This window comes from Ectobacillus sp. OTK, assembly GCF_059698935.1.
The window spans coordinates 2362047-2387517 of sequence record NZ_AP048547.1 but is presented as its reverse complement, the minus strand read 5'-3'; the positions used below and the strand labels follow the sequence as shown (position 1 = coordinate 2387517).

24 protein-coding genes, 1 other RNA gene and 1 riboswitch are annotated in these 25471 nt (G+C 41.7%); of the genes, 7 read left to right on the top strand and 18 right to left on the bottom strand.

The window, feature by feature from the left end:
* The first annotated feature begins 96 nt into the window (after nucleotides 1-96).
* Nucleotides 97-1344 carry a S1C family serine protease gene (locus tag AC6HZ4_RS11685; RefSeq protein WP_497495172.1) on the top strand — a complete coding sequence of 416 codons (1248 nt, stop codon included), beginning with the start codon at nucleotides 97-99 and terminating at the stop codon, nucleotides 1342-1344.
* 197 nt (nucleotides 1345-1541) lie between these two features.
* Here AC6HZ4_RS11685 and AC6HZ4_RS11680 read toward each other — a convergent pair whose 3' ends face one another.
* From AC6HZ4_RS11680 to AC6HZ4_RS11670, 3 genes are all read right to left on the bottom strand, one after another.
* Nucleotides 1542-3092, bottom strand: a complete 1551-nt coding sequence (locus AC6HZ4_RS11680; RefSeq protein WP_497495171.1) for a solute symporter family protein — start codon at nucleotides 3090-3092, stop codon at nucleotides 1542-1544.
* Nucleotides 3093-3094: 2 nt separating this feature from the next.
* Nucleotides 3095-3439 carry a DUF485 domain-containing protein gene (locus tag AC6HZ4_RS11675; protein WP_497495170.1) on the bottom strand — a complete coding sequence of 115 codons (345 nt, stop codon included), beginning with the start codon at nucleotides 3437-3439 and terminating at the stop codon, nucleotides 3095-3097.
* A gap of 413 nt (nucleotides 3440-3852) precedes the next feature.
* Nucleotides 3853-4149: a cytoplasmic protein gene (locus tag AC6HZ4_RS11670; RefSeq protein WP_497495169.1), complete on the bottom strand. Its 297-nt coding sequence runs from the start codon at nucleotides 4147-4149 to the stop codon at nucleotides 3853-3855.
* A 739-nt stretch (nucleotides 4150-4888) separates the two neighbouring features.
* Here AC6HZ4_RS11670 and cspD point away from each other — a divergent pair.
* Together cspD and AC6HZ4_RS11660 are read left to right on the top strand one after the other, a co-directional pair.
* A complete protein-coding gene (gene cspD, locus AC6HZ4_RS11665; RefSeq protein ID WP_497495168.1) occupies nucleotides 4889-5086 on the top strand; it encodes a cold-shock protein CspD in 198 nt (65 codons plus the stop codon).
* Nucleotides 5087-5291: 205 nt separating this feature from the next.
* Nucleotides 5292-5582 (top strand): DUF2564 family protein, encoded by a 291-nt coding sequence (locus tag AC6HZ4_RS11660; RefSeq protein ID WP_497495166.1) that lies wholly within the window; start codon nucleotides 5292-5294, stop codon nucleotides 5580-5582.
* A 39-nt stretch (nucleotides 5583-5621) separates the two neighbouring features.
* Here AC6HZ4_RS11660 and AC6HZ4_RS11655 read toward each other — a convergent pair whose 3' ends face one another.
* Both AC6HZ4_RS11655 and AC6HZ4_RS11650 read right to left on the bottom strand, forming a co-directional pair.
* On the bottom strand, nucleotides 5622-5810 hold the full coding sequence (locus AC6HZ4_RS11655) for a zinc-finger domain-containing protein (protein WP_497495165.1): 189 nt from the start codon (nucleotides 5808-5810) through the stop codon (nucleotides 5622-5624).
* Between the two features lie 4 nt (nucleotides 5811-5814).
* Nucleotides 5815-6474 (bottom strand): ribonuclease H family protein, encoded by a 660-nt coding sequence (locus AC6HZ4_RS11650; protein ID WP_497495164.1) that lies wholly within the window; start codon nucleotides 6472-6474, stop codon nucleotides 5815-5817.
* Between the two features lie 301 nt (nucleotides 6475-6775).
* On the opposite strand from AC6HZ4_RS11650, the gene AC6HZ4_RS11645 reads away from it, so the two are divergent.
* Both AC6HZ4_RS11645 and AC6HZ4_RS11640 read left to right on the top strand, forming a co-directional pair.
* Nucleotides 6776-7171 (top strand): reverse transcriptase-like protein, encoded by a 396-nt coding sequence (locus tag AC6HZ4_RS11645; protein ID WP_497495163.1) that lies wholly within the window; start codon nucleotides 6776-6778, stop codon nucleotides 7169-7171.
* Nucleotides 7172-7176: 5 nt separating this feature from the next.
* The gene (locus AC6HZ4_RS11640) at nucleotides 7177-8088 is read left to right on the top strand and encodes a DMT family transporter (RefSeq protein ID WP_497495162.1); all 912 of its coding nucleotides are present in this window, start codon (nucleotides 7177-7179) and stop codon (nucleotides 8086-8088) included.
* 2 nt (nucleotides 8089-8090) lie between these two features.
* Here the strand turns inward: AC6HZ4_RS11640 and AC6HZ4_RS11635 are convergent, their stop codons facing one another.
* The 9 genes from AC6HZ4_RS11635 to AC6HZ4_RS11595 all read right to left on the bottom strand — a co-directional run bounded on the left by AC6HZ4_RS11635 (nucleotide 8091) and on the right by AC6HZ4_RS11595 (nucleotide 16596).
* Complete coding sequence (locus AC6HZ4_RS11635; protein WP_497495161.1) at nucleotides 8091-8351, bottom strand: DUF6123 family protein; 261 nt, start codon at nucleotides 8349-8351, stop codon at nucleotides 8091-8093.
* A gap of 114 nt (nucleotides 8352-8465) precedes the next feature.
* A complete protein-coding gene (locus AC6HZ4_RS11630; protein WP_497495160.1) occupies nucleotides 8466-9323 on the bottom strand; it encodes a 5'-3' exonuclease in 858 nt (285 codons plus the stop codon).
* Nucleotides 9324-9378: 55 nt separating this feature from the next.
* Nucleotides 9379-9558, bottom strand: a non-coding RNA gene (ssrS, locus tag AC6HZ4_RS11625) — 6S RNA.
* 117 nt (nucleotides 9559-9675) lie between these two features.
* On the bottom strand, nucleotides 9676-10521 hold the full coding sequence (locus AC6HZ4_RS11620) for a sulfurtransferase (protein ID WP_497495159.1): 846 nt from the start codon (nucleotides 10519-10521) through the stop codon (nucleotides 9676-9678).
* 15 nt (nucleotides 10522-10536) lie between these two features.
* On the bottom strand, nucleotides 10537-10806 hold the full coding sequence (locus AC6HZ4_RS11615; protein ID WP_497495158.1) for a YpbS family protein: 270 nt from the start codon (nucleotides 10804-10806) through the stop codon (nucleotides 10537-10539).
* 177 nt (nucleotides 10807-10983) lie between these two features.
* Complete coding sequence (locus AC6HZ4_RS11610; RefSeq protein WP_497495157.1) at nucleotides 10984-14655, bottom strand: dynamin family protein; 3672 nt, start codon at nucleotides 14653-14655, stop codon at nucleotides 10984-10986.
* A 132-nt stretch (nucleotides 14656-14787) separates the two neighbouring features.
* Complete coding sequence (locus AC6HZ4_RS11605) at nucleotides 14788-14910, bottom strand: hypothetical protein (protein ID WP_497495855.1); 123 nt, start codon at nucleotides 14908-14910, stop codon at nucleotides 14788-14790.
* A gap of 46 nt (nucleotides 14911-14956) precedes the next feature.
* Nucleotides 14957-15502 carry an isoprenylcysteine carboxyl methyltransferase family protein gene (locus AC6HZ4_RS11600; protein WP_497495155.1) on the bottom strand — a complete coding sequence of 182 codons (546 nt, stop codon included), beginning with the start codon at nucleotides 15500-15502 and terminating at the stop codon, nucleotides 14957-14959.
* Entirely contained in the window at nucleotides 15499-16596 is a 1098-nt protein-coding gene (locus tag AC6HZ4_RS11595) for a type III polyketide synthase (RefSeq protein ID WP_497495154.1), read from the bottom strand. The genes AC6HZ4_RS11600 and AC6HZ4_RS11595 overlap by 4 nt, the downstream gene beginning before the upstream one ends.
* A 269-nt stretch (nucleotides 16597-16865) precedes the next feature.
* Between AC6HZ4_RS11595 and AC6HZ4_RS11590 the strand changes: the two genes are divergently transcribed.
* Both AC6HZ4_RS11590 and AC6HZ4_RS11585 read left to right on the top strand, forming a co-directional pair.
* Nucleotides 16866-18014: a DUF418 domain-containing protein gene (locus AC6HZ4_RS11590; RefSeq protein WP_497495152.1), complete on the top strand. Its 1149-nt coding sequence runs from the start codon at nucleotides 16866-16868 to the stop codon at nucleotides 18012-18014.
* A 222-nt stretch (nucleotides 18015-18236) separates the two neighbouring features.
* Nucleotides 18237-19241: a DUF3231 family protein gene (locus tag AC6HZ4_RS11585; RefSeq protein ID WP_497495151.1), complete on the top strand. Its 1005-nt coding sequence runs from the start codon at nucleotides 18237-18239 to the stop codon at nucleotides 19239-19241.
* Nucleotides 19242-19510: 269 nt separating this feature from the next.
* On the opposite strand, the gene pbuX is transcribed toward AC6HZ4_RS11585, so the two are convergent.
* The 4 genes from pbuX to AC6HZ4_RS11565 all read right to left on the bottom strand — a co-directional run bounded on the left by pbuX (nucleotide 19511) and on the right by AC6HZ4_RS11565 (nucleotide 25421).
* Nucleotides 19511-20824: a xanthine permease PbuX gene (gene pbuX / locus AC6HZ4_RS11580; RefSeq protein WP_497495150.1), complete on the bottom strand. Its 1314-nt coding sequence runs from the start codon at nucleotides 20822-20824 to the stop codon at nucleotides 19511-19513.
* On the bottom strand, nucleotides 20821-21417 hold the full coding sequence (locus tag AC6HZ4_RS11575; protein ID WP_497495149.1) for a xanthine phosphoribosyltransferase: 597 nt from the start codon (nucleotides 21415-21417) through the stop codon (nucleotides 20821-20823). The genes pbuX and AC6HZ4_RS11575 overlap by 4 nt, the downstream gene beginning before the upstream one ends.
* A gap of 112 nt (nucleotides 21418-21529) precedes the next feature.
* Nucleotides 21530-21631: riboswitch (purine riboswitch) on the bottom strand.
* 279 nt (nucleotides 21632-21910) lie between these two features.
* The gene (locus tag AC6HZ4_RS11570; protein ID WP_497495148.1) at nucleotides 21911-23431 is read right to left on the bottom strand and encodes a carboxypeptidase M32; all 1521 of its coding nucleotides are present in this window, start codon (nucleotides 23429-23431) and stop codon (nucleotides 21911-21913) included.
* 49 nt (nucleotides 23432-23480) lie between these two features.
* The gene (locus AC6HZ4_RS11565) at nucleotides 23481-25421 is read right to left on the bottom strand and encodes an ATP-dependent DNA helicase (RefSeq protein ID WP_497495676.1); all 1941 of its coding nucleotides are present in this window, start codon (nucleotides 25419-25421) and stop codon (nucleotides 23481-23483) included.
* Nucleotides 25422-25471 lie beyond the last annotated feature (50 nt).

The following is a 25471-nucleotide window of genomic DNA, read 5'->3' as shown; positions in this document are numbered from 1 at the left end:
CGCAGGCTTACATTTTTCCTACCCGATATAAGAATATGACAAACAGCACCGGGAATACAATTCCTTGAGTATATATTCTTGGAGGGAGGAACAGGTGTGGGAAAACGCGCATGGATTAGCTTGCCTATTATTATTATATTGCTCGCCGGCATAGCTGCATCATTTTTATTTATGAACACAAAAGTGGATTCTTCAACAGTAGATACTGGCAAACGCATTGGTGCTTATACAAAGCCTGCCGTTGTTCGGGTTCTTGACTATGCGGTTGTAAGTTGGGATTATTCGAATGTAGATAACTATGATGTGTATGAGTATCTGATCCAGCAAGAGGGGATTTCCGTTTTGGGTGGTTCCGGCTCTGGAGCCATTATAAGTTCAAATGGCTATATCGTAACAAATGCTCACGTCGTTGATGCAACAAGAAAGAGTGACGAGGAAATTGTAACTACAGCTTTAGTAAATATGGCCTATGATATTGCAGAGCTGTATGGCTATAACGTTGATAGCGTTATCAACTATTTGTACGGCACCCTCTATTATAACTCTGTTGAGAAAGTGCAAAAGGTAATTTTACCAAGCGGAGAAGAATATAATAGCGACGTTAAATCCTTTGGGGCTCCCTTTTATGAAGAAGGGAAAGATGTTGCAGTTCTCAAAATTGATGCAAAAAATTTACCAACGCTTCAGCTTGGGGATTCCGATGCGGTAGAGCTGCAGGATAATATATGGGTTATTGGCTATCCGGGTCTTGCGGATCTTATGGGAACCTCTGAAGAATCACAGCTTATATCCACGATAAACGGTGGGCAAGTTTCCGCAAAAGATAAGAAGTTCGGGCAAGGAAGCCCACTGATTCAAATTAATGCTGCAGCCCTGCCTGGAAATAGCGGCGGCCCAGTTGTTAATACAGACGGGAAAATTATCGGCCTACTCACGGGCGGTCCAACTGAGCAACTTAACTTTATTGTGCCGGCCTCTACGGTACAAGAATTTATTGCGCAGTCTGGTGCCAAAACTGCTCCCGGTCCTGTAGACACTCTGTATAAAGAGGGATTAGAATTTTTCTGGGCTGGTTATTATGAGGAAGCGTTGGATCGCTTCCAAAAAGTTCAGCAACTATATGATAAGCATTCTGAGATCAAGCATCTCATTAGTGACTCACAAGCAAAAATGAGCCAAAGTAAAACCTATTGGCCAAAGTACAAAACCTATTTCTATGTATATGACGGCGTTGCTGCGGTCATTATTATCTTTCTCATTATTTTTGCATTTGTCCTCAAACCGAAACAAGTACCGCAAACACCAGCGTCCTCCGAACAGCAGACGGAAAAAGGAACAGAATAAAAAAAGCGGGATGTCTTGTGCAAGACATCCCGCTTTTTTAACAGGTAAGAAAACATAACTTTTTGCGATGGCACTATCTAGCTCCCACGGTCTGCTCACTGTGGAGAAACCCTCCCCTCCGCCCACCGAGGCAAAAAGCGCCTCAATGTGCGAAGAACTGTCTCCTTTGGGAGCATAGCAGACCATGTCCACTGTTCTTAATGACCAGATACGCCGCTCACACCGTGACCTGTATTCGATTTTACAAGAATTTCATCAAATTTCTCCTGACTTGCTTTTTTACTTGATAATACCGTACCTAAATACGCTGCAGCAAATCCAAGAGGAATAGAGATAATTCCTGGGTTTGTAAGCTGAATTAGCGGCTCGCCAACAAGAATTGCCTTTCCTGCCACTGGGTCCCATACATTGGGACTCAGTGCTACAATAATGATGGCAGAAATGAGACCTACAAGCATGCCAGAAACCGCTCCTGCTGTATTAAAACGTTTCCAATAAATCGTAAACAAAATAACAGGTAAATTAGCACTTGCTGCTACTGCAAACGCGAGAGCAACTAGAAACGCGACGTTTAATGTCTGAGCAAAAAGTGCTAATATAATAGATAAAACAGCAACACCTATAGAAGCATAACGAGCCATTACAACCTGCTCTTTTTCAGATGCTTTACCGCGTCGTATAATTTCATTATAGAAATCATGTGCAAACGCCGATGCAGCTGTTAATACAAGGCCTGCTACTACCGCAAGAATCGTGGCGAATGCAATAGCAGAAACAAACGCGAATAGGAAGTCTCCGCCTAACTCTTGCGCCAATAACGGAGCCGCCATGTTTCCTGCCGGGTTTGCCTTTACAATTGCTGCATTCCCTACAAATGCTGCCGCACCGAAGCCAAGGAACATCGTCATAACATAGAAGGCACCGATTAACCACGTAGCATACACAACAGATTGACGCGCTGTTTTAGCGTCTTTCACGGTAAAGAATCGAACGAGAATATGCGGCAATCCAGCAGTTCCAAGTACAAGTGCCATGTTCAAAGAAAGCGTGTCGATACCGTTTTTGTATTTCACGCCTGGGTTCAAAAACGCTTCTTTTAATGGAGTTGCCGTTTTCATTTGAGCAAACATCTCCGTAAGGCTGAAGCCAAATTTCGCGAATACAATAATGGAAATCACAAGCGTTCCACCCATAAGCAACACAGCTTTTACAATTTGTACCCAGCTCGTTGCTGTCATCCCTCCAAAAATAACATAGACAGTCATTAACGTTCCTACAATTAACACAGCAGTAGTATACTCTAGTCCTAATAATAGCTTAATAAGTGCACCTGCTCCTACAAGCTGTGCAATCATGTAGAAAATGGAGATCGTCATCGTATTCAAGGCCGCAACGCCGCGTACTTTTCTTTCATCGAATCGTGCTGCAATCATGTCAGCTAGTGTATATTTTCCAAGATTTCGGAGAGGCTCCGCTACTAAGTATAGAACAACAAGATATGCAACAAGAAAGCCGATGCTGTAAAAGAAGCCATCAAATCCAGCTAGTGCGATTGTGCCTGCAATTCCAAGGAATGATGCAGCAGACATATAATCACCTGCAATAGCTAATCCGTTTTGCCAGCCTGTCAAGCCTCCGCCAGCTGTATAAAACTCGCTTGCATTCTTTGTTTTCTTCGATGCGAAGTATGTAATTATGAGTGTACCAAGCACAATTGCTAAGAATAGTACAAAAGCTGTAACGTTCACAATTAGCCCCTCCCCTTATTCATCTTTTGTAAAATGTTGTTGGATAGCTTATCGAACGACTGAGCCTTTTTGCTGTAAAGGATACAAAGTGTCCATGTCATAACGAATTGGGCAAATGCGAAAACCCAAGCCCATGTAATCTCTCCAATAGCGGGCGTGTTCAAAATTGTAGAATAAGACGTCATAATTGGAAGGATAAAATAAAATGTGAAGAAGAAGATAGTCATTGGAATAATAAATTTCTTTTTCGCTTGCAGCAGCTGTTTAAACTCAGAGGATTGTACTATCTGCGTGTAATCGGTTCCACTTTTCTGTGAGCGAGCAACATTTTCTTGTTTAACCTCCATTGTTACACTCTCCTTTCAAATCATATAACGTTATGATCGTGACACATGCATGAGACAGATGAAACGGCACCTCCTTAATCCTAATGAATAAAACGCTTACAAATTTCCAAATATTGAAAACATCCGGAAATCTATGTTTAATTTTATTAAATATATCCTCACATGGAAAGTATTTTAAATAGACATTTTTCGACAATTACACAAATTTTCTAAAATCCCCTAGGAAGCAAAATATATTTTTTCTTGATGTTTCATTGGCATGCCATTGATTTAAAGCACATATTCTGTAAAGCACGGTTATTCTATAGTAGAAACAACTAGACAAGGCCTAAGCCTGCCCTATTTTTCCCATAAAAAAACGCCGCTTTTTTCAGCGACGTGAAGGAGCGCTTCCTACATACAGCTATTTATTTTTAAAAATTGGCTCCTTTCTCAAAAGAACGGCTGCTTATGTGCTGTTGAAATATATTTTGCTGATCTACAATATGCTCTACAGAAAATACAATCACTTCTCCTCTATGCACCTCACCTATAATTAACCCGATATTCTTATGATGTACCGCAAAATTGCACTGGTTTTCTCGCGGAAGAACGCGCTCAACGACCGATAGGACTGCTTCATAAATTGGCGTACGATCTTGCACTTCTTTCCCTAGCTTTGTTGAGAGTTTAACAATTACTTCTTTTCCATTTATCATCGTTCGATACATACCTGTATCCTCCCTTTAGAGTAATAACCAGTCTTACTTTTTTAGCCAAGAAGATATTGTACCCGCGTATACAAAAACAGGCCAGCTTCATTTTGAAGCATTTGCTTCTTTCAACATTATTTACATGCAAGCAATCTCCAAGGGCTGCCTAACCCTTTTCAAAAACCTGTTTCCTACTATCTATATTCCATTTTAACCATAAAAAACCCTTGTTTATCACTCACGAAACTTGCAGCAGAAATAAAATTTTCAAATAGGAGACCTAAAATATATACTCTGGCTTTATTTCTTTTCTCTAGCATTTCTGCTTTGTATCAAAATCAAACATGAAGTCACATATCTACCTTCATCATTCTGCAAAACGTCCCGTTCTGCTTGTGCTAGGTGATATGCATAAATGTCTCTATTGAATAATGGATACGGTTGGTTGGATAGATGGTAGAACAAATGCGAGCGAAGCGCTTTGAATGTCCTTGTCAAAACATAAAACATGCTAGGCGATTGTCTAGCCGACATTCATCGCCCACTTACCACTGGGCTACGCCCATCACGTGCTTGAAGTGAAGATCTTCTGTCAGAAAGTGATAAATAAAACGCTTACTTGACTATATTCTGCTGACTGGTGTATAGTTAATAATGTCATAAGACAGGATAATTCTGAATATTGTAGTTTCTTATTAAAGGTTGCAATGGTTCAAGTTCTGAAATGACAGTAACAGTTTTTAGGAGGAAATGTAACATGCAAGGAAAAGTAAAATGGTTTAACAACGAAAAAGGTTATGGCTTCATTGAAGCAGAAGGTGCTGGAGACGTATTCGTACACTTCTCTGCGATTCAAGGAGAAGGTTTTAAATCTCTAGAGGAAGGTCAAGAGGTTTCTTTCGACATCGTAGAAGGTAATCGCGGACCGCAAGCTGCTAACGTTGTGAAATTATAATATGTTTAAATATAAAGAGCCTGCTCCATTGCAGGCTCTTTTTTTGTATATCTCCGTATGCCGCGTTCAACAATATAGACGATGTACCTATCGACCACGATTCATATGCATTTCACCATACAAAACTGTATCCAATTTTCTAAGATTAAAAAACACCTCCTATGCGCAAGCTACATGTAGTAACTCATAGGAGGTGTTTTATTCTATGGCACAAGATATACGAGGTACGGGAGACCCGCATCACGCCTCTCATAATGGCTTTAACGGTTTCGAAGATGTAGGAATGCGAGTAGCATCCGCGCAAAAAATGGTCGGCTCTGCCACTATGAGCATGGATCCCGCTCAGCTGCAGTATGCGGCAAAAACAGTGGAGGAAGCACGCCGTCAGCTTACGCGCATGAAGGAAGTAGCAACTGATCTCGACGACGCCTTTATTTCAAAGCAGGAAGAAATGCTCGAGCAGTGTGAACACCAATTAAACGAAGCAATGCGATAAGCAGCAAAAAAACCGCCGACACTGGCGGTTTTTCATGTTTCACGATAACTTTTTACCGTACTCCTTCAGCTTTTCCCCAACGGTACATTGCTTAATACAAAACGATTGTGCATATCGCGGACCGTTCTCCTTCCGAAAATGGCTATTCAGAAAGCAGCCGTCGCAATACGTGTCAAGCAAATGATGAACCTCTCCAATCCACTGCTTTCGATTTAACGACTTACTCACTCTTTCACTCCTCCACCGCCGCATGGCTATCAATAACAATTCCCTGCAGTGCCTGCGATGCCAGCTGATGTGCTTCTTTGTTCGCCTTTCTTGAAACCGGCTCATATGAAAAGCGCAGCTGCATATCCTTTGCCTTTTGTTCTACACGGTCAAGATAGCGATTTAAATTTTCCTCATAGCACGGCCACTCGCCGGATAGCTGCTTTAACACAACCTGCGAATCTCCCTTTAGCGCTACTCCCTGATACCGCACCCCAAGCTCCTCCAAAAGCTGCATGCCGTATAATAGGGCAGCATATTCAGCCTCATTGTTATTCTCTAGACCTGTTAATTGCTCATTACGGCGCATGCGATATGTTTTTCCATCCTTAACGTAATATATGCTAACTCCAACACCCGTTTCCCTTGTTTGTAAATCATATCCTCCATCAAAATACATCACAATATCGTGAGGCTCTTCCTCTACCTTTCTCGCTAGCTTTTCCGCCTCTTTCTTCGTCCAATGCGTTCCGATTTCGTCGTAAAAATGCAATTCCTTGGCTCTTCCCGTCTTTTCAAAATCATTTGCAAAATGTAATGCCTCCTCTAACCGAAGAAAATCCGTCGTTAGAACCGTCTCACTTCCATTCTTCACCTTATACGTCCACTCAATTTTATATTTCATGAACCTTCTCCTTTATTTCGAAATAAGTATTTTAACAAAAAAAGGACCTATTTCCTTTATTTTATAATAACTTTTTCATTTCATGCATGCGGGATTGAAGAACCCCTGCTCTCTATACTTTCTTTAATTATGCAAATTACTGAACAAATGTAAAAAACTACGGATCTTTATTATATCACAAACATGATAAACCTCTCGATTTATGCCAGTAAACATGATACAGTTATAATCGCATAAAGCTTCGTTGCAGCTTTTTGGCAAAATAATTATATTTTCCTAGTGTGAAAATGGGGGGAAAGCTTTGATTGAAGTATATATTGATGGGGCCTCAAAAGGAAACCCGGGACCATCCGGAGCTGGTGTTTTTATAAAAGGGATTCCACAACCGGTACAATTGTCTATTCCACTCGGAGTTATGAGCAATCACGAAGCAGAATGCCGTTCGCTGCTCATTGCTTTGCAGTATTGTCTCGAGCATCACTTGAAGGTTGTATCCTTTCGCACTGATTCGCAGCTTGTAGAACGGGCACTTGAAAAGCGATATGTAAAAAATAAAACATTTCTGCCGCTGCTAGAAGAAGCATTTCGGCTCGTTGAACAGTTTGATTTATTTTTCATTAAGTGGATTCCAAGCAGCCAGAATAAAGTAGCAGATGAGTTGGCACGTAGAGCAATTCTGCAAAATAAACAGGGGTGATCGATATGTTACACAAGGAATGGATTGCTCACGTATCGCTTTTGTTTACCGCTCTTATATGGGGTGCTACGTTCGTCATTGTACAGCATGCCATATCACTCGTACAACCGTTTACATTTAATGCTATCCGTTTCCTCATTGCCGGGCTTATCTTACTTATTGTTCAAATGGTATATGCCAGACGAACAAATGTCTCTATCTCACGCAAAAGCATTGCATCCGGTGCACTCATCGGTTTTTTCTTATTTGGAGGCTATTTATTCCAAACATTCGGCTTACTGTATACTACCTCATCAAAGGCTGGTTTTTTAACAGGGCTGAGCATTGTGATGATTCCCGTTTTTTCATATATATTTTTGAAGCAAAAAACAGGGATATTTGCCTTAATTGGTATCCTTGCGGCAACAGCTGGACTATTCTTACTAACAGCGGTGAATTCCTTTCGTTTCAATCAGGGTGACGTCCTCGTACTATGCTGCGCAGTTTCCTTCGCGCTTCATATACTCATAAACGGAGCTTATTCACATACGCTTTCACCGCTCTTTTTAAGCACTGTGCAAGTATTAACAGTAGGAGTTCTCTCTACAATTTGTGCGTTTGTATTTGAGGATTGGGAACATGCGCTATCTAACGATTTATGGAAAAATGGTTCATTTCTATTTGCGCTCTTTATAACATCCATCTTTGCGACCGCCCTTGCTTTTTTTATTCAAACAGCAGCACAAAAAATCATCTCACCGACTAAGGTAGCGATAATTTTAGTAATGGAGCCAGTATTTGCTGCTTTAACAGCGGTAATCGTAGACAACGAACGGCTATCTGTCACAACAATAATCGGCTGCGCTTGCATCTTTCTCGGTATGATCTTAGTAGAACTGCCGAACAAACAAAAAGAAAAAAACGCACAGGCCGCGTAAACTCATGACTCGAGCTTACGCACATATGCTTGTGCGCTTTTTTCATCCTCAATACGATCTCGTCTCAATCCTTCTAGCAGGGCAATAAAATAACTGCCGTCAAAATCACGCTGATGCTTTAGCGTTGCCTCAATCGCTACCTTCACAATTTTGTCCGAAGTGCCTGTATATTTTTGTCCGAACGCAATAAATCCGAGCGCTTCCTCTGAAAGCTTAAATCCTTTTGTTTGCAGGTAGAAAAGATAGTCTTGTACTATGTTCATAATGCTGCTCCTCTAGAAATTTCATTCTTATTCTATCATACCTTGTTTAAGGAGCGCTGAAAATAGAAAAGAGACTATACTACTAAATAGCAAAACGGTGCGTATTCATGTTGCTTACCGGCGTACGAACGGATCCCGCCACTCCATCGCTCTATATACCGTTTGTATACGCTGTTCATTCCAATCAAGCAGCGCTTCATCTAGAGAACAAACAACTGGTACTTCACAATGTATCGCTGCAAGCTGAAGCGATAGCTGAAGGCTTTCTAAATCATTCTCTATTTTTGTTTGCTGCGCTTTTGTAAGGTGTGCTAGATTTTGTAATACACCCTCTGTTGTACCGAATTGCTGAATAAGCTTATACGCAGTTTTTTCCCCAATTCCTTTTACACCGGGATAATTGTCGCTTGTGTCACCCATGAAGGCTTTGACATGGACAATTTGCCACGGCTCTATGCCTTTCTCCTCAAAAATCATTTCTGGTGTATAATATTTATAATTGCCTATTCCCTTTTGCAACAGCATAATGGTAACCCTCTCGCTAGCGAGCTGCAGAAGGTCAGTATCACCTGTTAAAATCATTACCTCCGCTTCAGATGCATACTGCTTTGCAAGCGTTCCAATGCAATCATCTGCCTCGTAGCCTTTTAATCCTATATTTGGTATACCTAGCATCGCTGACGCTTCCTTCACCAAATCAAATTGCGGAATGAGTTCATCCGGGGGGGCTGCCCTGTTTGCTTTGTAATGCTCATACGATTCCGTTCGGAAGGTTGTACTTCCCATATCCCAGCAAGCAACCGCATGAGTCGGCTGCACAGCTTGAACAGCTGCAGTTACATGCTTTACAAAACCATTCACACCATTCGTCGGGACACCGCTCGCTGTCTCCATATATCGGCCATATACACTTGTCGCATAAAAGGAACGGAATAAAAGCGCCATCCCATCTATTAATAGTACCTTTTTCATTCTTCTCGTCTCTCCCACAAAAAATAAAAACCTCACGCGTAATTACGTAAGGTTAGGAAACCCCGCTTGTGCCGTTGCTTGAGTATGTCCGTAAACCCGCTCTCGCAGGGGGATGCTCTCACAAGTGCCTTCATCTTCCTTTTAACAAGGCATGATGGCAGCACTTAAATATCGAACTTCCGTATTTACACCGTTGGTTTAAGACATAAATAAGCTACGTACACGGCAGGATGTTTCTTTTAATTGCTATAGTAACATACTCGCTTCGTAATGTAAAACCGTTTTCAAAGCGCTTGTTTAACTCTGTGTAACTTATTGTAATACAAAGATGGCGCATGCGCAACAGCCTAATTCACTTTATCTTTTGCGTTTTTTCTACAATATTTTTATCGTATGAAATCCAATCGCTCCAGCTTCCCGCATAGAGCTTTACATCGTGAAAGCCAGCCATCTTAAGCGCGAGCACATTCGGGCATGCTGTTACACCCGATCCACAGTATACAATTGTTTCCTTTTTCTTATCAAACGTGCAAAAGCGCATTTCTTGTTCTTTTTGACTGCGAAATAACCCGTCTGCAGTCATACCTTCCATCCAAAAACTGTTTACAGCTGTTGGGATATGTCCGGCCTTATGGTCAATCGGCTCCTCAATCCCTGCATAACGGTTCGGTTCACGTGAATCAATTAATAAGAAATCTGCACCCATTTCAATTTTATTCTTAACATCTGTCATGCTAACAAGCATATCTGGCTGCGGATGCGGGAGGAATGTTTTTTTTGTAAAAACAGGGACGAAATCTGTTGTCGGCAATCCAGCTTGCTTCCAAGCTGTAAAGCCGCCGTTTAAAACATATACCTTTTCATGGCCGAGATACATGAGTAACCACCAAAGACGGGAAGCCATGGCTCCATTTTGACTGTCATATGCAATTACGGTTGTATGCTTGTCAATTCCAGCTGCACCTAGTTTCTTTGAAAACTGCTCGATCTCAGGCAGCGGATGACGCCCGCCGTGCACGCCGACTTCACCTGACAGGTCCTCGTTTAAGTCAAAATACTGAGCATGCGGAATATGCTCTTTTTCATATTGTTTTCTTCCCCAAGAAGGATCACCTAATTGAAAACGGCAATCAATAATGCGAATCGTTTCATCATTGTAATGCTCAGCCAACCAGCTAATCTCCGCTATTCCATTCATCCCGTTTCCCTCCGTTTATGAATGTTTTAAACGACTTACATACTCTTCGACCATCTCTGGCGTTACATATTTGCGAGTCGGCACAATACCATATTTCCCCGCAAGCTCGTTGATTTGCTGCGTCACACCATTAATGCCGTCTGTCGAAAACGGCTTGCCGTTTGTGCAAAGCGCAACAGCTGCTTCAATAGCTGCTTCACGCTGCGTCTCAAGCCGCAAAAATGTTGTAACAATTTCATGTTGTTTCTTTGAGTGAGCTGTAATTGCTTTATGTACTTCTGCCATTTCTTCCACCTCTTCATAAAATCAATAGAAAGACAATTTCCGATGCACTTATGCATAGGAGAGCACTTGCTAACGCAATGCAGCATATGAATTTGATTACGTTCTGTACAAATGCTCCCCATCGTTGTCCTTGACCTATTGTTTCCTTATTCTACTTCATCCTTACACAAAGATGTATTACAGGACAGATAGCTCCTGCTTCACATCCTCTATTGAGCATTGTACTGCATGCTTTACCGATTTGTATACTGAAACATCAATTTGCTCGGATAGCGCAGACAACACACCCGCATAATATTGCATCGCCTGCTCCTCCATATTTCGTTTGGCATGCCCCCACGCACGTCGCCATTCATTTTCGTAGTGACGACCAAGCAGTTGCTGCTCTGCTTCTATATAGGACGAAACAAGCGGCTCTAACACCTTTTTCATTTCTTCCTGCATACGAGCCTTATCATTATGCTCGAAAAAGCTTTTTGCATTTTTAAAAATGCTCCACGCTTTTTTGAACTGCTGTAAATCAAGCTCAGTAAATGGCTCAATATGCATAGCAGACGTATAGGAAACGCCTTCGATTGGAACGAATGGAAGCTCTTCATTATATAATAAGCATTTTTTTTGCAGCTCCCCTTGAGAAAAAAGAAGCTTTTCATTCATCCATTTTTCAAGGCGAAGCGAGGTTGCTCGCATTTCCTGCAGCAAATCGTGCTTAAGAAAATCAGTTAACTCGCTCGTGCATTCAAGCAGCCTTTGCTTCATATCGCCTCCGTCAGTGCGGAGAACAGCCGGGTTAAAGATTTCGGTAAACACATCTTGATAACGAAAAAAGACACGCTGCTTAACATAAAACAACAATTCACGCACTTCCTTTTCAAGTGCTTTCTCCACCGTTAAGACACTATAAGCAGACATTTCCTTTGAAATATGCAGCCGCTCTTCTTCATAACGTTTTTTCTTTGCTTCCTTTTGTTCGTTCCCTTCAAGAGCGTTAGCAATAATATTTGCGAGCAAGCTGTTTGCTCCTTCTACGGAAGCTTTAAGCGATGTTAAAGATACAGTCATTAAATCGCGCAGTGTGAAGGACGTGAACGCCGATTCAAATGCCGACATACCCGATTGCTGCAAAATACCATACTGACCCTCCAGAGCAGAACATCCCTTCTTTTCATCGAGCGCAAACAAGCTCGATAAAGCAAACAGACGCGGATGACGAATACCATACTGCAGCAGCTGATCGGCGATGTAATGCTTGACCGTTTGCAGCTCCTCTGCGGACTTTGCAAGATCGGCAGCATTAATTAAGAAAAACATTTTATCCATCGCAAAGGAATCCTTTACACGGCCGAGTTGAATTAAGAATTCGCGGTCGGCTTTGGAAAATACATGATTGTAATATGTTACAAACAAAATGGCATCAGCATTTTTAATATACTGAAACGCGACATCTGTATGGCGAGCATTCACAGAATCTGCCCCCGGTGTATCAACAAGTGTGATACCCTTCCGCGTAAACTCACAATCGTAATAGAGCTCCATATATTCGACAAAGCACGATTTTTCTTCATTTGCCACGTATTCGCTAAATTCTTCAAACGTGGTGCGTATCATTTGACCAAGCTGATCTTGAAACGCGCTATATCCCCTTTGCAGCGCCCGCAGAAAGCTAAATGTTGTTTTTTGGCGTCCGCTCGGAGACGAATGCTGCAGCAATTCCTCAATGCGTGTAACCCCTTCTTCAATTGTTGCTGCATGTTTTCCAAATAGCTTATAAATCTCCTGTAAATCTTGCAGAAGCGTTTCCTTCGACTTAAGCTGTATCAACACCATACCATGTGGATATTCAGCAGTGGTCGGCAAAATTTTATTAATCGTTGCCGTTGTTGGATTAGGTGAAACAGGAAGCACCTTCTCACCGAGCAGCGCGTTAGCAAACGACGACTTCCCGGCACTAAAAGCACCGAACAATGCTACAGTAAATCGCTTCGTTTCAATCCGGTTTCGTTTTTCAACAATTTCATCATATACATGACGAAGTGTGCTAATTGGTCGAATAGCTTCCTCCGCACGCTTCACAGAAGCAAGAATTGTCTGAATGCGTTCTTCCGCTGTAATCTCTGTATCCACTACAGATAGTTCTTGCTCTGCTTCAGCATGCGGCTCCACCTCTTCAAATACCATCGGTTTATCAGCTGTAATTTCCTGTTCCCTGCTCATTATGTCCTTGAGCCGAATATTTGAATGCACCTCTATATTTCCGTTCCAAACGTTATCCAGCAGCTGTTCATATTGTTTTATATCCTCATCAGTAACAGCAGCTTGCTCCCACGCCGCCTTATACTGCTCGTATTGCTGAATATCTTTATGCAGCTTCGTTAATTCCTGCTGCACATGCTCCCTTATCAATGGGAGCTGCCCTTCAAAAAATGTATTCGCTGCATCACGATATATCTTCTTCAATGCTTGCGCCACATCATTGGTGTAATTTAATACATAATCGCCGGTCAATCCGGCTCCTTGTTTTACAGCAGACGTTAACAACGCCGGCTCAAACGAAACCTGTAACTGATACACCTCTTGCGCCAAGGTCTCTGAATATAAGTTCTCCATTTTCAAAAATGACAGTATCTGCTCTTTTACATGAAAATCAAGCTGCGTCTCTACAATTCCTTTCAGCTTCTCATAAAATGCATGTAAGCGGTCTTCCTTTTCTTTTTTTGTTTTCGATTTCGAAAAGAAAAACCCAACCTTAAAGCTGGACAGCTCTGTCTCCAAATAGCGCTCCGCCAAATCCCGCACTTCATACGGCATTAAATATGCGTTGTGCAAAATCTGCTCGATTTCCTTTGTAAAAGCATTTCTAACAGCGGATTCCTTTCGCTCTGCCTCTTCCCTCTCTGCATACAATCGCTGTAAATTAGCATTAATCTCCGCACGCGAGGACGGTCCTTCAGACAACGAACGTCGAAGCGGTTCCGTTTCTTCCTCCGCTCGTTTGACGATAAAGCGTACATGCTCCTTAAGCAAATACTCTGTTTCGTTTTGCATACTTTCTTGCATATACATTGTTCTTTGTGCAACAAGCGATTCTAACAGCTTCTTAAGCTCGGGCAGCTCATTCTCAGCGTGGTCCTGCCTACGCAGCGATGTATAGTAAATCCCGTCCGTCTCAATATTCCAATTAGCAAAAGCCTCCCCCACGCTCTGGCGATATGAAGCAAACGAAAGCTCTTCTTCCTTATGTTTGTCAATTTGATTCACAATTAAGTAAACACGCTTGTTTCGCTGCTTTAATTCCTTTACGAACTGCAGATTCACTTCTGACTGTACATGATTATAGTCCATCATATAGAAGATTACATCTGCTAAATGAAGAGTGGATTCAGTTGCAAGCTTGTGTGCATCATCGGTGGAATCGATTCCCGGTGTATCGACGAGTATGACTCCTTCCGGCAGCGGAGCATCATGCCGATAAATATGTACACCGATTACTTCGTCACCGTTTTTGCATAGCTGCTTTAACTGTGTATCCGTATACATCCCTTCATACGAATGCTTCTCTCCTGATTGGAGCGTTATTACAACACGGTCTCTTCCCTTTTGGATTTGAACAACGTTCGCACTCGTCGGAATTGGACTTGTCGGCAGCAGCTCCTGACCGTACAAATAATTCATCATCGTTGACTTGCCGGCAGAAAAATGCCCGCAAAATGCAATCATAAACTCCTGCTCTCCGTACTTCCGAATAACATCTAGCAGCTTCATGCTATGCTGGACATCTCCCTTTTCTTTCCACGTTTCGTACAGAAAAAGAAGCGGCTGCAATGAACTGACAGGCAAAATTTCAATCATCTTCCACGTTCCCCTTTATCCAAAGATGTAACCATTCTTATCTTACTAAATTTTCACTCTCTTCACAGTATAAAAATAAAAAATCCCTTTCATTTTGCTCATATGAAAGGGATTTTTATAATACTACATTCATTATGCTTCTCCTGCCGCCTTATTTAATACTACTTTCGCTAATACTGTATACAAAGCAATTGTACCTGCTATAAAAGCATATACCATCGTTTTCACCACACCTATCTTGATAATGATTATCATCTTTATTTGCATTGTAGCACGGTAGAGAATGATTATCAATATACATTTATGGAATAAATCGCGAAATATTTTGAAATGAATGTTTATAGTTTGTTAACTCCTGCAGTGCCCGCTCTTCCTCACGAATGCGGATTGAGAGCACAAGCACATTCAGCATACTGCACACAATGGCAGTCATATAAGCTTGAAACAAAAGCGGAACGAGCAAAAACTCCAGCATGACGACTATGTAATTCGGATGGCGCATAAACTTATACGGTCCCTTTGGAACAAGCTCGCTATCAGGCAAAACGAGGATCTTTGTATTCCAGTATATCCCAAGAGAGGTGATCGCCCAAATCCGAAGGAGCTGTGTACCGATAAAAAGAATGAGCAGTACAGGCCACATAGGAGAAGGTGTTTTTTTGAAAAAGACAACCTCTACAAATATTGAGGCTAAAAATGACACATGAAGCAGCACAATATACTTATAATGCCTCCTCCCAAACTCAAGCGCTCCTCTCCTTTTCATCTGCCGTTCATTTCGCCTTGCCAACAGCAGCTCCGAGAGACGCTGCACAACTAAAAATACAAAAAAAGAAAAAAATGTCACTGTATGCCCTCCCAGCGCACAAGTATTAGCTCAGAGCTAAACCCTGGGCCTAAGGCGGCAATCATCCCTATTTCCCCCGCCTGCCTCACACGCTGCATATATTGTTCTAGCACATAGAAGACAGTAGCCGATGACATATTGCCGTTTTTCTTTAATACATCGAGTGACACCTCTGTTTTCTGTACAGACATATTCAACGCCTCTTGATATGCTTCCAACACTTTCTTGCCTCCTGGATGCGCGATGAAATGTGCGATATCAGAAAGTGTTAGTCCCTGCTTAGTTAAAAATGGCTCTATATTCGGTCTAAGCCACGTTTTAATTAATGTCGGGATATGTTTTGAAAACACAACATACAAGCCTTCATTTTTCACATCCCACCCCATAACATCCTCCGAATCTTTTAATAAAGTAGACTGAGCATCTAGGTAAGCCGGCAAAACAGGAAGGAGAGATAAGGAGCATACGTCCGCCTCGTCTCCCGCAACAAGAATGCAGGCGGCCCCGTCCGCAAACAGCGATGTTCCAATGAGGTTGCTTTTCGATACATCATGGCGCTGAAAAGTAAGACTGCAAAGCTCTACTGCAAGAACAATTACCTTCGCGTGCGGAAACGCTTTACAATACTCAAGCGCCCGCGCCAAACCGGAAGCACCGCCAGCACAGCCGAGACCCCAAATCGGAATACGCTTCGTATGCGGGGAAAACGACAGCATATTCATAATTTTCACGTCAATTGTAGGTGTAGCTAGACCCGTAGATGAAATAAAGAAAAAAGCATCTACTTCCTTCTCCTTCACATATCGACGCAAAAATGTATGATTTTGCAAGCACGCCTGTATGGCCTTTACCCCCAGCAAAGCAGCGCATTCTATATAAGCATTATTTTTCTCTTCCCAAGAATGCTCATGCTCAAACCATGACAAATCTTTAGCAAAATGCCTCGTCTCAATTTGACCATTTTGAAACACCTGCAGCAGCCGGTGAATATCTTGAAATGCCCCGTTAAACATCTCTTTTGCAAAGGTAACTACTGTTTCCTGCGTCATACTGTATGGCGGCTTACAAATTCCGACTGAAACAATTTTCGGCACAAATTCCCACTCCATGTTGTCTAATTGTCTATAACTTCCCCGCCATTTGCTAAACTATGCATTGATATGAAAAAAGCCCCTTTACATAAGGGGCTTCCATTTGAACTGCCTTGTTTGAAAGGAGTGGTTTCAAACTGTTGTGCATTTTTATTATAACGCACTCTCCTCATGTTAACAGTAAAAAAAATTGGAAATGCCGCTAGGTGAAGATGGATTTCTTTCTTCCTCTCCTTCTATAATGGAGAAAGCAACTGGCAAGGAGTGATAAAGTGGGTATCGAGGCAAATGAAACAAAACGAATCCAGACGCTAGATGTGATTCGAGGATTTGCGGTATTTGGCATTTTTCTTGTAAATTGGCCCTCAATCGTTGGAATCGAAACACTTGATGGAACAAAAACATATATGGGGGCTGATGCATTTGTTCGGCTTATATACGACCTATTCATTCAAACAAAGTTTTATACGATCTTTTCCTTTCTCTTTGGTCTTGGCTTCTTCATCTTTATAACGAATGCTATAGAAAAAACACAGCAGCCGAGGTTTCTCTTCTTCCGCCGTCTTGTCTTTTTATTTCTATTCGGCACCTTGCATTATGTTTTGCTGTGGAGCGGAGATATTCTTCATAGCTATGCCCTCTCAGGACTACTTCTCCTATTTTTTTACAAACGGAATCCTAAAACAATTTTGATTTGGGCTATTTTGCTGCTGGCGCTATTTCAACTTCTCATGCTTCTTGTATTTGCTTTTATTGATACTTCTATTAGTACGGTACATGAAATAAAAGGAGTAAATCCTCTTCAGGATTGGACAGAGCAGACTGCAAACAGATGGAAGCGATTTTCAGGAGACAATATAGCATTAAATCTGCTCTATGTACCTGAAACATTAGGACTGTTTCTGCTCGGATTGTTTGCTGGTAAGATTCGCTTATTTTATCGAGCTAAAGAATGGGATCAGCCGCTTCGCAGGCTGCAGATCATTGCAATTCTCCTCACTCTGCCAAGCTGGTATATGATCGTACGCTATTACGCTTACACAGACGCATACAATTCTGCAAAGATTTATATCTATGTGCTGCTGAGCGGAAAAACGTTGTTCATCTTCTATATAGTTACTCTTGCACGGCTTATGCAGCATAGAACTTGGCAGCAGATTCTTCAGCCTCTTCAATACACGGGGCGCATGGCATTTACAAACTATCTTACACAAACGATTTGTACCGTCGTCTTATTTGGAGCTTTTGTTCCTAATAGCCCTAAGCTATCACTGCTCACAGGCCTCGTATTCTGTATAGCATTGTATAGTCTGCAAATCCTTTGGAGCAAATGGTGGCTGTCCCGCTTTCGACATGGACCTTTTGAATACGTATGGCGTCTCGGTATATACGGAAAAAAAGCAATGCACAAGAAAAAATGACTGTATGAAAAAATCACCGGAAGCTAATCGGTGATTTTTTCATTCTTCACAAAAACGGCCTCTTATCCCTTTGTAAAAGTATTCTTCCCAAGATAATCGGTACACATTTTAAACATCCCATTTTAGCGATCTTTGTTTTTTTAACTCATAGCTGAATTCCTTTAAATACAAAAGGGAAACCTACCTCTGCACTCAAAAAAGCAAAAGAGAGGTAGGTTTAACATGAAGCAACACAATATTCCACTAACATCAGCTGAAATGTCATGCTTATGGAGTACCTATGTCGCTGATAGTATGTCCATTTGTATACTCAAGTATTTCCGAGAAATCATTGAAGACAAAGAAATTAGACAGGTTGTGGAACACGCCTTAGACTTATCTCAACAACATATTAAAACTATACAAGGCATTTTTACACAGGAAAACATACCTGTTCCTCAAGGTTTCACGGATGAAGACGTTAACCTAAAAGCAAAACGTCTATTTTCAGACTCCTTCTGTCTGCACTATGTGAAAAAAATGACTAAAGCAGGGCTCATGGTTAACTCGTCTGTTTTGCCTAGCATTTACCGAAATGACATTCTTTCTTTTTATTCAAAAATGCTTACGTCCATTGTTGAATTAAACGCAGAAACAATTCAGATGCTATTAGAGAAAGGACTCGCTTCTCGTCCTCCTCAAATTCCAAAACCAAAGCAAGTTGCATTCATTCACAAGCAAGCATTTCTGTTTGATTTTCTAGGGAAGAACCGCCCACTTACTGGACTCGAAGTTACAAACCTTTGCAACAATCTTGAGACTTCCGTACTTGTAGCAGCATTAGGAACTGCATTCGCCCAAACAGCGAGTTCTGAAAAGGTTCGTGAGTATATGCTAAGAGGAAGAGACATAGCAAAGAAACATATTGATGTGTTCAGTTCTTATTTGAAGAACGCTGACCTCCCTGCTCCTGCGTCACATGGTCATGAAATAGAAGATACAACAGAAGCCCCTTTTTCAGATAAATTAATGATGTTCCACTTTTCCTTCATGAGTGATACTGGTATAGGCAACTACGGAATGTCCATTTCCCAAAGTCAAAGAAGCGACTTAGTTATAGACTTTTCACGTTTATTAATCGAAACCCTAAAATACGCAGAAGACGGAGCAAACATAATGATTAGCGAAGGTTGGCTTGAACAACCTCCAATGGCTGCAGACAGAGAGAAGCTAGCAAGAGAAAAATAAAAAGGGAAGGTTTCCCCTTCCCATGTCACCAGAGTCGCAACAAGCCTTACTGTAATTAAGTTTGATGCCTAGTATTTTTAGAATCTTTAGTTTAACATCTCTTCTTTACCTAATCACAGCTATTTTAATGACAGTAAAAAGAAATCATTACTTAACGAAAACACAGTAATCTCCGTTTATTAGCATCACTAATTTTTCATCAACATATTATCATTTTTTCCATAACAAAACGTTGGATACTCACAGTGAAAATTCCTCCCCAGGAATTACTAAGCGATTTCAGCCTTTTTCCCCGCCACTTTACTTTGCTTTACAGCTTTGGCAGGAACAAGATTGAAGACTGCATTTAATACAACTGCCGTTAAGCTTCCTAGCACAATGCCGTTGTCCGTCAAAATACGAACACTTTCCGGAAGCTGTGAAAATAAAGTTGGAACAACAGTAATCCCTAATCCCATTCCGACTGAACAAGCTACGATTAACAGGTTTTCCTGCTTAGCGAAATCTGCCTTGCCGAGCATTTTCATGCCATATGCCATGACCATACCGAACATCGCAAGCATAGCTCCTCCAAGAACTGGGGTTGGGATAATCGTTGTCAGAGCAGCGATTTTTGGAATAAAACCTAGCACGATAAGCATACCGCCGCACGTATAAATAACCACGCGGTTTTTCATGCCTGATAATTGTACAAGGCCAACGTTTTGCGAATATGTTGTATACGGAAAAGCGTTAAATAAGCCGCCTAAAATAATCGCAATTCCTTCCGCACGATATCCTTTTGATAAATCCTTTTCTTCTAGCCGTTTGCCGCAAATATCAGATAAGGCAAAATATACACCTGTTGCCTCTACAATTCCGACGCAAGCAACAAGAATCATTGTTAGAATCGGTGTTAATTCAAAGGTTGGTGTACCAAAATAAAAGATCTTCGGAAGATGCATCCAATCCGCCTGTGTGACTGCCTGAAAATTCACTTTTCCCATAAAGGAAGCTGCGATGGTACCAAAAATAAGTCCAAGTAAAATAGCAATCGCGCGAATAAATCCTGTAAACAGACGGTACACGAAAATGATAAATACAAGAACGCCAAATGAAAGAGCTAAATTTTCTAAGCTGCCGAAATCCTTGCTTCCCACGCCGCCTGCCATATCATTAATGGCAACCGGAACAAGCGTGACGCCAATGATTGTAACAACCGAGCCTGTTACAACTGGCGGAAACAATTTGATCAGCTTTCCAAAAAAGCCAGCCAATAACACGATAAATAAACCAGCTGCGATAATCGAGCCGTACACGGCAGAAACGCCATACTGCTTGCCGACCGCAATCATTGGCCCTACTGCAGTAAATGTACAGCCAAGTACAACAGGGAGACCGATACCGAAAAAGCGATTGCTTAAAGCTTGCAGAATAGTCGCAATCCCACACATAAGCAAGTCGATAGATACAAGATATGTTAGCTCTGTTTGACTTAAGCCAAGCGCCCCGCCTACAATAAGCGGAACAACAACAGCACCAGCATACATAGCCAGCATATGTTGAATTCCAAGTGAGAAGATTTGAAATGGATGTTGCTTCATAACGTTGTTCCTCCTGCTGTATATTCTAAAAATGTAACTTCTCCACCCTCAAGCGCTGCGATTCTCGCTAGCGATTCAACACGGACGCCAGCTGCTTCAAGCTTATTTCGCCCTTCCTGAAACGATTTTTCAATCACAATACCGATACCAACTACAGAAGCTCCCGCTTGCTGTACAAGCTCCAGTAATCCGAGCGCCGCCTGTCCATTTGCTAAAAAGTCATCAATAATTAGGACACGGTCATCCTTAGACAAATGCTCCTTTGATATCGACACCTCGTTTGTTTCCTGCTTTGTAAAGGAGTACACCTGAGCTACATGAACGTGATCTGTCAGCGTGAGCGATTTTCGTTTTCTTGCAAACACAACTTTAACCCCCAGCTCTAGGGCCGTCGTTAGCGCTGGAGCAATACCTGATGACTCAAGTGTTACAATCTTTGTGACGTGATCATCCTGAAAACGGCCGGCAAATTCTTTGCCGATTTGAACCATCAAAAGCGGATCTATTTGATGATTTAAAAAGGCATCCACCTTTAAAACACCCTCTGACAATACTTTTCCTTCTTCTCGTATTTTCTCTTCCAATACCTTCATGCTGTTTCCTCCCTTTGCTGCACATAAAAAAGCTCCAAAAGCACCCATCTATAAGTGAGGGAATACTTTTGGAGCTCCAGCAAATCATACATGTAAATACATAAAGTGCTATCTATAATCCATCCTCACTCATAGTCAAGTCATTTACGGTGACTAGGTAGAAACTTGCAGACCATATTTCTGCGATTATATGAGTTTCGTTATGTAATTTTATACTCGGATTATACATGCATTTTTTACTTTTGAAAAGGATTTTTCAAACAAAAAGCGTACAATTAGAAAAAAATATGATTTTTTGTTCGCCTTAAATACTAAACATGAATTTCCAAACCCCATTTAAGACCACAAAAGAAAGTTTTTCCGAATTTTCTTATCTTTCCTTTCTAACTACAAGGAGGGAATGCATGATACGTTGGTTAATTACCTGAAAAGCAGCTTATCCCCACCGGTTCTTCACATTTTTTCACAATTCCAATAATAGAAAGTTCTTTTCTTATGATATATTGTAAATGCTTTTATATTTATCTTCTAAGTATGTTGCTAGATAAACTGCATTCAATCCTTCCCCTGTTACATCCTGTAAGATCTCAAGGGGCTTCTTTAGTTTTCCGTACTGATGAATGTGCTCTGTCAACCATCTGCGAATAGGTGCGATATTTCCGTCAAGCAACAATTGGTCGAAGTTCGGAATATCCTTCAACATTGCATGTTTAAACTGCGCCGCATACATGTAACCGAGCGCATATGACGGAAAGTACCCGAAATCTCCTCCGGACCAATGCACATCCTGCAGAACGCCGGTCGCATCACTCTGCGGACGAATCCCTAGATACTCTTCCATCTTCTCATTCCAGACGCGCGGCAAATCCTTCACTTCTAAGCTGCCGTCAAACAAGTTTTTTTCTATTTCGTACCGAACCATAATGTGAAGTGCATATGTTAATTCATCTGCCTCGATGCGAATCAATGATGGCTTCGCTTCGTTAATCGCATCATAAAACTCGTCAAGCGTTACCTCATCAAATTGTCCATTTGCATATCGCTTCAGTACATCGTAGTTCTTTTTCCAAAACTGTTTATTGCGACCAATGAAATTCTCAAAGAATAACGATTGTGATTCATGAATACCCATAGATGTTCCGTCACATAGCGGTGTGCCAATTAAGTTCTTTGAAATATTTTGCTCGTATACAGCATGACCGCATTCATGAATAGTTCCAAATACAGCTGTACGGAAATCAGACTCATCATATTTTGTTGTGATGCGTACGTCACCTGGATTCAATGTAATCGCAAACGGATGCACTGTTTCATCTAAACGCCCTGCGTCAAAGTTATAATCGAGCTGCCGCAGCAACTCAAGACTGAGAGCACGCTGCTGCTCCTTTGGAAAATGCTTCGTTAACGGCTCCGTTTTAAGCCGCTTGCCAGATGAGGAAATTTGCTTAACGAGCGGCACAATACGCTCACGCAATTCACCAAATACACGATCCAGCACATCTACAGTCATTCCCGGCTCATACATATCAAGGAGCACATTATAGCGATTTTCCTCATAACCCCAATAGGAAATGAACTTCTTTTTATACGCGACAATTTCCTCTAGATACGGCCGAAACATCTCGAAATTCGATTCTGCCTTTGCCGTTTCCCATATGCTCTCAGACTTCGCTTGCAGCTTCACGTATGCTGTATATTCTGCTTCCGGAATTTTTGTATTGCGGTCATATTCTTTCCGGCATTCCTCTACCGTTTTCTTCGTCTTTTCAGAAAGCTTCCCATCCGCTGCCAAACGTTCCAACTTCTCTAAATAGCCCGCCATCTCATCGGATATAGACATGTTAAATACATCGGTCGACAGCTGGCTGATTACCTCTGAACGCTGCTCTACACCGTCTTTTGGAGCTCCAGTGCGCAAATCCCAAAACATTACATTCAGCGCTTCTTCATAATTCATCATCTTTTTTACATAATCCAAAAATCTTTTCTCCGCTTCATATGTAACAATTGTCATGCCTAAACCTCCTCTTCCCTTCTTGTCTAACACACTCTTATTGTTGCAGTTAGCGGATGATTTCACCTTGCACAGGCAAAGAGCTGAATACAGCATCCGCCACCTTCGGGTCCTCACCCTCTGTCAAGAAAATAGAGACATAGCCGTTGTCCTCGCTCGTACGGATCAAGCGGCCGATACCTTGACGCAAACGTAAAATCATGTAAGGCAAGTCCACCTGCGCAAATGAATCAGATGCATGCTTTCGCTTTGCCTCAAATACCGGATCGTTCGGAGGAAACGGCAGCGACCAAATCATGACATGTGACAGTGACGCTCCCGGAATATCGAGACCTTCCCATAAATGAACGGCGCAAAGAACTGTTTCTTCTTCATTTTGAAATTGTGACACAAGACGGCTAATTTCTTGATCTCCTTCATATAAAAACGGTATTTGTAAGTCCGTTCCTTGCATGCACTGTTTAAATTCCGCAAGCTCTTGCTTTGTTCGGAATAAAATGAGCGTTCGCCCCTGCAGCCTTTCGATTTCTCCAAGTGTATATGCAACCTTTTTCTCAAACAATTCATCTATACTGTACGTCGGCAAATATACCTTCATTTGCTCTTCATAATCAAACGGCGATGCCACAGAAAATGAAAGATAATCCTGTACTCCTAGGCTGCTTGCTATAAACGAAAACGATCCATTCTCCGATAATGTAGCAGATGAAAAAATGAATGGAATTTGCTTAGAAAATACCTTTTCCCGAAGCACTTCCTCTACCGCACGCGGCATAATAACGAGCGTAAGTACTCCGTCTCCCTCTTCCGCCCAGGAAATTACATTTCTCTCATGCAAAAACAGCTTCAAGGAATGATCTAAAATATCGAGATGCTCGTCCGCAATCTTTAAATCATATTCTTCAATTGTATACAGTTCACTTTCAAACACGAGCGCATCACCAATTTCCTGCACTTTTCGGTAGAGGCGCTCTCCCTCTTTGCGCACCTCATTTGTGATGGCAATTTCCAATCGATCTGATCCCGGCACTTCCTTGGCAGCATCCTTAATTGCATGAAAAAACTGCTCCGATTGCCAAATCGCATCTTCGATTAGCTGAGCAAACTCCTCACGAATATCATTTTGAAGCAGTCTAGATAGCAATTCCTCCATCATACTTTGCTTCAATCGATATGTAAGCGCCTTTTGTGCTGCATACTCTACCAAATGCCCTTCATCAAATACAACACAGCTGCCTTCTGGCAAGAGAGGAAGCTGCCCCTCGCGCTTTCGTGCCTCGTATGTCCATACATGCTCCATATAAAAATCTTGTGAGCAAATAATAATATCCGCAGCTTTTCGGTAATGCTCACGAGATAATGTTTGTCCACAGCGGTGACGCTTCTCGCACGCAAAGCAATCTTGAAAATAGTCCCACGAAATTTGTGACCACTGTTCATCGCTTAAGGATGGATATTCCTTGCGGTCGCCATAATGATGAAATGTTTGCAGCGTGCCATGATCAAAAACAAATTCAGGCAGCTCATAATATAAGTCCTCAATCTCCTCAGACGCAGCACCGCTCATCACATCATCTAGCTTCTTCAAGCACAAATAATTGTCCATTGATTTTGCAAGACGAACATCAACCTGTAGATCAAGCGCGCGGGAAAGCTTTGCAATATCTCCCTCTTCTTTTACGAGCTGTTCAATTAAAGTTTCGTCCGCACAGGCAATAATAGCCGGTTTTCCTGTATAGCGTGCGTAACAAATCGCATATAGCAGGTACACAATCGTTTTTCCCGTTCCAACCCCTGCTTCAGAAAACATAACCTTTTTCTCTCGAAACGCGCGGTCCAGCTGAAATGCCATAAAAATTTGCTCGTCGCGCAGTTCAAAGCCGGCATCCGGTAATATGTCATAAAACACGTCACCGATCCATTCATTCAATTTGTCATAAAAATTATCTTGCTTTCCTACTTCAAACGGCAGTTTTTCTCTCGTCAAAATATTCTCCTCCAGCACACGATAACTGCAAAAACGTAAAAAGTTTTCCGAAA

Bases quoted from the DNA above. Each gene is read 5' to 3' on its own strand.
- AC6HZ4_RS11635 (WP_497495161.1), bottom strand. From the start codon at position 8,351: ATGAACATAGTACAAGACTATCTTTTCTACCTGCAAACAAAAGGATTT.
- AC6HZ4_RS11630 (WP_497495160.1), bottom strand. From the start codon at position 9,323: ATGAAAAAGGTACTATTAATAGATGGGATGGCGCTTTTATTCCGTTCC.
- AC6HZ4_RS11570 (WP_497495148.1), bottom strand. From the start codon at position 23,431: ATGACAATTGTTACATATGAAGCGGAGAAAAGATTTTTGGATTATGTA.
- AC6HZ4_RS11615 (WP_497495158.1), bottom strand. From the start codon at position 10,806: ATGGCAGAAGTACATAAAGCAATTACAGCTCACTCAAAGAAACAACAT.
- AC6HZ4_RS11575 (WP_497495149.1), bottom strand. From the start codon at position 21,417: ATGAAGGTATTGGAAGAGAAAATACGAGAAGAAGGAAAAGTATTGTCA.
- AC6HZ4_RS11605 (WP_497495855.1), bottom strand. From the start codon at position 14,910: ATGATAATCATTATCAAGATAGGTGTGGTGAAAACGATGGTATATGCT.
- pbuX (WP_497495150.1), bottom strand. From the start codon at position 20,824: ATGAAGCAACATCCATTTCAAATCTTCTCACTTGGAATTCAACATATG.
- AC6HZ4_RS11640 (WP_497495162.1), top strand. From the start codon at position 7,177: ATGTTACACAAGGAATGGATTGCTCACGTATCGCTTTTGTTTACCGCT.
- cspD (WP_497495168.1), top strand. From the start codon at position 4,889: ATGCAAGGAAAAGTAAAATGGTTTAACAACGAAAAAGGTTATGGCTTC.
- AC6HZ4_RS11660 (WP_497495166.1), top strand. From the start codon at position 5,292: ATGGCACAAGATATACGAGGTACGGGAGACCCGCATCACGCCTCTCAT.
- AC6HZ4_RS11610 (WP_497495157.1), bottom strand. From the start codon at position 14,655: ATGATTGAAATTTTGCCTGTCAGTTCATTGCAGCCGCTTCTTTTTCTG.
- AC6HZ4_RS11585 (WP_497495151.1), top strand. From the start codon at position 18,237: ATGAAGCAACACAATATTCCACTAACATCAGCTGAAATGTCATGCTTA.
- AC6HZ4_RS11650 (WP_497495164.1), bottom strand. From the start codon at position 6,474: ATGAAATATAAAATTGAGTGGACGTATAAGGTGAAGAATGGAAGTGAG.
- AC6HZ4_RS11670 (WP_497495169.1), bottom strand. From the start codon at position 4,149: ATGTATCGAACGATGATAAATGGAAAAGAAGTAATTGTTAAACTCTCA.
- AC6HZ4_RS11620 (WP_497495159.1), bottom strand. From the start codon at position 10,521: ATGAATGGAATAGCGGAGATTAGCTGGTTGGCTGAGCATTACAATGAT.
- AC6HZ4_RS11675 (WP_497495170.1), bottom strand. From the start codon at position 3,439: ATGGAGGTTAAACAAGAAAATGTTGCTCGCTCACAGAAAAGTGGAACC.